Genomic DNA, 4771 nt, shown 5'->3' with positions numbered 1-4771 from the left:
CGGCCATCATGGACGCCGAGACGCCCGCGCCGTGAGCGTCGGGCAGCACGTACATCTTGGAGACTTCGACGGCGGGCCGCATGGGGACTGCCTGCTGGACGTCGGCGTCGGTGGTGACACCGCGAACGAGCATGGCGTAGCCCAATATTCGGTCGCCGTCGCGCGCGGTCAGGATTACCCGGTCGGGCTCTGCGAGGTAGTCGAGGAAGCACTGCTGCGAGAGATTCTCGGCGATGAACGCGGCGACGTCGTCAGTCGTCACCGATGGGGGACATGCCAGCGGGAAGGTGCGGGCGGCGACGTCGGCAAGCTCGGTCAGGTCGGCCTCGACAGCCGGAGTTACCTCGATGGACATGCAAACGTCAGTAGAGGTTCCACTGCGCCAGGTGCGTGCCCGTGACCTTGTCGAGAAGGACGACGTTGGTGACCAGGTCCCGGTAGACGTCCCAGTACACGCCGCCGCTGACGGTCGCCCCCGGCGGGGCGTTCTGCAGCGCGACGCGGAGGTCGTCGGGCGCGTCGGTGGGCCGGGGCTTGTAGGCGTCCGCGATCGGCGTCACGCCCTGAAAGTCGAACACGATCGACGTGATGAACGGGTTGGGTGCCTTGATGACGTGAACGGTGACGTTGGCGCGGTACACCTGGTAGCGCGGCCCGCGCGGCGGATACCCGAAGCCCGGCGGCACGTCGACCAGGTCCACCCCGGTGACGGCGACGTCGGCCACGATGCTCATGTAGTCGAGGTGCAACACCTCGCCGATCCTGCCGATGGGTGCCACGGCGGACGCGTTGGGCGCCGGCGCGACGAGAACCCCGGCCAGCACTGCCATTCCACTGACCATCAACACCAACCAGCGACGCATGCCTCGCATGATTGCACACCACCCCGATGCCGAGGGGACGATCCGACGTCAGGACGCCCAAGGTCCGATGCCGCCGACCTTCTCGATGCGGATCCGGGTCAGCAAACCCGCGGGTGAGTTGGGCGGTGGGAAGTGCTCGCTGGAGCCGAGCATCGCCTCGGCCAGTTCGGTGAGCAACTCTGGCGCGCCACCCTCGACGATCCGCGCCGTGCCCGTGACGGAGAGGTAGGGCGCCTGCTGGCCTGGCGGGGTGGCGCCGATGATGGTGACGGCGACCCGCCCGTCGCGCCGGATGTTGCGGGTCTTCTTGTACTCGCTCAGATGTGCGCTGACGAGTTCGTCGCCGTCGGGCGTCGATTGCAGTGCGACCCAGACCACCGATACCTGCGGGCTGCCGTCGGGGTTGATCGTGACCAGGGTGGCGTCGGCTCCCGAGCCGATGAGGGCGCGGGCAGAGTCGTCGAGGTTCATAGGTCCTTCTACCGCACGGGAGCGCGATTCATTCCCGATTAGCCGTCAGTCAGGGAGCGGAGCACTTCGGTGATCTCGGCTTCGACGGCGTCCTTACCGACGCCGAGCGTGTGGAGTGGACCGTCTCCGCCCTCGGCCTCCAGCAGGGCGAGCAGCATGTGTTCGGTACCGATGTAGTTGTGTCCCAAGCGAAGTGCCTCGCGAAAGGTCAGTTCGAGCACCTTCTTTGCCGGGCCGCTGAAGGGGATCAGGGCAGGCATCTCGGCGACTCGGGGCGGCAGTGTCACCGCACCGGCGGCTGCGTCGGCGTCGATCGCGTGCCCGGCGAGCAGGCGGACCGCCAGGGAGGCGGGGTCGGCGAACAGCGCGAGTAGCAGGTGGGCCGGCGTGATTTCGTCGTTGCCCGCCGCGTGGGCCTTGTTCTGCGACTCGACGACGACGTTGCGGGCCCGTGGGGTGAACCTGCTGAAACCGTCATTGGGGTTCAGCGGGTTGGTTTCGGTTCTTGGGACGAAGCGTTTCTGAGCCGCCTGCTTCGTGACGCCCATGCACTTGCCGATGTCGGTCCAGGACGCGCCGGAGCGACGGGCCTGGTCGACGAAGTGGCCGATGAGGTGGTCGGAGATCTCGCCGAGGGCCTCCGCGGTGAGCACGGCGTCCTCGAGTTGGTCGAGCGGTTCGTCGTGCACGTTCTTGATGGCGCTGATGAGGTCGTCGAGTCGGACGGGGTGGGTGATCTTGGCGGGCTGGCTCATGCGTCAACCGTAGGTTGACGGGCATAAAACGTCAACCCCGGGTTGACGATGGGGTGGTTACCCGCGTGGGTAACCCCGGCGTACCGTGCGGTCCAGAATGCCGAGGGTCCCGCGGAGTGCGGCTTCGGAGACGACCGGAAAGATTCCGGCGTCGCGCCACTTCTGGTCGATCCCTGACCAGTCATAGAACGACGTGACGACGGTGGCTTGGCCGTCGTCGCCGTCGGGTTCGAGGCGGTAACCGTAGACGTGCCCGATCTGGGGGCGGATCTGACCGAGAATCGTCCACGCGATCAGCCTGTCCGGTTCGAAGTCGGTGATCGACACGGTGACGTCGTACTTGCCCATCGGGAAGTCGTTGAGCGCTTCGCGATCCATGTGCACGACGAAGCTGTCGCCGCTGGCGCTGACGGGGTCGCCGTCGGCGTCCTGCAGCATGCCGGTCGCGTCGATGGCGACATGACCCTGTGGGTCGCAGAGGACGGCGAAGACGTTGGCCGGTGGTGCGGCGATGGTGCGCTGAACTTCGATGAGGTCGGCCATGGGTTCGATCGTGTCAGACGCGGCAGTCGGCGGGTCTGAATCGCGTCACCCAATTCAGGGTGGGGGAGCTTGCCCCGACGCCGCTGCCTTGGCATTGAGTTGAGCCATCATGGCGCCCAGTTGCAGGCCCGCGAGTGCCGGTGCCAGTGGGGATGCCTGTGGCGGCACCGCGCCGTCGGTCAGCTGCCAGGGTTGGCAGCCGTTGGTCTTGAACGACTGATCTGTGGCGTCGATCTGGACGGTCTGCGGCTTCTTGGTGAGCGCGTTGTCGATCGTCGCACCGTCGGGATTTCCGATCCGCTTCCAGAAGCACGCGCCATCCCCGACGGGACCCGCGGTGCTGTAGACGCCAGGAGCGATGTCCGTGCCGACGGCGAAGGTGCCGTCGGCGTCGATGGTGGTCTTGGGTGCTGCCGGCGGCGCCGGGGCCGTCGAGGTCGGGTCGGCGCCTGCGACGCCGGGAACGGCGCCTACGACCGCCATGACAAGCGCTGCTGCGGTCGCCGCCTTCTTCACCCACATGCCCAACAGCTTAGACCGTCTTCGGAAAATGGAATCCGTGAGCGCGAGTGGGGTAGCGCCGTCAGGCGTTGACGGGGAGCAGGAGCTCGTCTTCGTGAAGCGCTTCGGCAGTGAGCGCGACCGCCCCTACTTCGACGATCGCGACGATGAGCACGGGCCAGACGGCACCGGCGAGGATGCTCATCAGCCGAGGGTGCGTCGGGGGCGCCAACTCGTCCTGTAGACGACCCGCGCCGATCGCGACCGCGATTGACGCCAGAACCCAGCCACCGAGGTAGCCGAAAAGCAGTACACCTGTCACATGGACCCCTGAATTAGTTCGCTGCGGGCAAATTTACCATTCCGTAATTTGTTGCGCCAGCAGTTTGAAGATCAAATTCGGGGCCCAACGACATTCGGCCCGTCGCCCCTTGGGGCGACGGGCCGAATTGCGATTCGAGGCAGGAATTACTTGAAGGCGTCCTTGACCTTCTCGCCCGCGTCCTTCAAGTTCGCCTTGACCTGGTCGACCTTGCCTTCGTTTTCGGTGCTCTTGTCGTTGGAGGCCTTGCCGGCCGCTTCCTTGGCCTGACCGCCGAGATCGTCGATCTTGTTCTTCGCCTTGTCGAGAGCGCTCATGAACATCTACTCCTCATTCGGGTTCGGCACCGTTGTCTCGTCCGAACGTGCTCCTGGTATGCCACCTTTCGCCGACCCTGAAACCCATTGAGTCGCTCCACACAGAGCGTTTCAACCGATGCTGAGTGGCTACGGCAGCCCGCGGCGTACGCATCTCGACGCCCCATTTGGGCAATCCCGGAGGCATCGGGGGGCGAGGCATGAGTTGATGGCGCGGCGCACCGATGACTTCTGCTAGCCACGGAATGACGCTGCAAACGTCCAAGTTGCGATCAAATGGCGTCATTCTGCATGCATTCCACCGGCGCGATCTCAAGCAAATTCGGCTGTCGCCACGGCGACGTAATTTCTGAAAGCTCTAGCGGATGATCAATTGGCGCTGCGTCCGGCCATGATCAATTCGTCAGCAACCTCGAGACGTTCGTCGAGAAGCGCGTCGATGCGTTCGGTGAGGGGCATTTGACCGCCTTGATGCCTGGCCGTCCGGCGCAACGTGGCGATCAGCCTGAGGTCTTCGTCTATGGCGTCGCGATCGCGCATTCGTTGGCCACCCATCTGTCGGTTCACTCATCGACCCGCATGCTCCCCGTAGCAATGAGCGGTTACCCGACAGTACTGGTGGGGAAACGTGCGTCCTCGATTCGACGATCGACGGGTGGGCCGTTGACGCGTCGTTCATGACCGTGGATGCCGTGATTGGGGACGCCTTTGGCGGCTCAGGGGGGAGTGAACCGCCAAAGGCTTGGAAATCCGCGATGGGGGGATTGCGGACGACCCACGATCAAGATACCCGGTGAGGTTGAAACGGTTCAACCCACCTCGGGTAGGCGGTGATGACGAGCCCTAGCCTGCCCTCCCGACAGTCATCGGCAGTTGCCTCAGCCATCACCTAGCGGTCGCGAAGCGCAACTCACCCCGATGCGACCGCTAAGGCTTGGGTAGCCCCAATCGTCTGCATTAACCACGTAGAAGTTGTGTTCGTCACAGCTGCGGCAACTC

Annotated in this window: 9 protein-coding genes; all 9 read right to left on the bottom strand. The window is 64.9% G+C overall.

The window, feature by feature from the left end; genetic code table 11:
• The coding region (locus QOD90_RS01415; RefSeq protein WP_526345930.1) for a GNAT family N-acetyltransferase at window positions 1-355 on the bottom strand (355 nt) is incomplete at its 3' end.
• Window positions 356-362: 7 nt separating this feature from the next.
• Window positions 363-863, bottom strand: coding sequence for a hypothetical protein (locus QOD90_RS01410; protein WP_526345932.1), 501 nt, complete (start codon window positions 861-863; stop codon window positions 363-365).
• 48 nt (window positions 864-911) lie between these two features.
• Window positions 912-1334, bottom strand: a complete 423-nt coding sequence (locus tag QOD90_RS01405) for a PPOX class F420-dependent oxidoreductase (protein WP_526345928.1) — start codon at window positions 1332-1334, stop codon at window positions 912-914.
• A gap of 38 nt (window positions 1335-1372) precedes the next feature.
• A complete protein-coding gene (locus tag QOD90_RS01400) occupies window positions 1373-2089 on the bottom strand; it encodes a Clp protease N-terminal domain-containing protein (protein ID WP_526345926.1) in 717 nt (238 codons plus the stop codon).
• A gap of 57 nt (window positions 2090-2146) precedes the next feature.
• Window positions 2147-2632: an SRPBCC family protein gene (locus tag QOD90_RS01395; RefSeq protein WP_526345924.1), complete on the bottom strand. Its 486-nt coding sequence runs from the start codon at window positions 2630-2632 to the stop codon at window positions 2147-2149.
• A 54-nt stretch (window positions 2633-2686) separates the two neighbouring features.
• Window positions 2687-3154, bottom strand: coding sequence for an Rv1352/Rv1906c domain-containing protein (locus tag QOD90_RS01390; protein WP_526345922.1), 468 nt, complete (start codon window positions 3152-3154; stop codon window positions 2687-2689).
• 61 nt (window positions 3155-3215) lie between these two features.
• A complete protein-coding gene (locus QOD90_RS01385) occupies window positions 3216-3455 on the bottom strand; it encodes a hypothetical protein (protein ID WP_526345920.1) in 240 nt (79 codons plus the stop codon).
• 146 nt (window positions 3456-3601) lie between these two features.
• The gene (locus tag QOD90_RS01380; RefSeq protein WP_526345918.1) at window positions 3602-3772 is read right to left on the bottom strand and encodes a CsbD family protein; all 171 of its coding nucleotides are present in this window, start codon (window positions 3770-3772) and stop codon (window positions 3602-3604) included.
• A gap of 369 nt (window positions 3773-4141) precedes the next feature.
• Window positions 4142-4312, bottom strand: coding sequence for a hypothetical protein (locus tag QOD90_RS01375; protein WP_526345917.1), 171 nt, complete (start codon window positions 4310-4312; stop codon window positions 4142-4144).
• Window positions 4313-4771 lie beyond the last annotated feature (459 nt).

The sequence above is a fragment of the Mycobacterium sp. genome, assembly GCF_032161845.1.
GTDB lineage: Bacteria > Actinomycetota > Actinomycetes > Mycobacteriales > Mycobacteriaceae > Mycobacterium.
The sequence above is the reverse complement of the archived record's forward strand: the minus strand, read 5'-3'. Positions and strand labels throughout refer to the sequence as shown.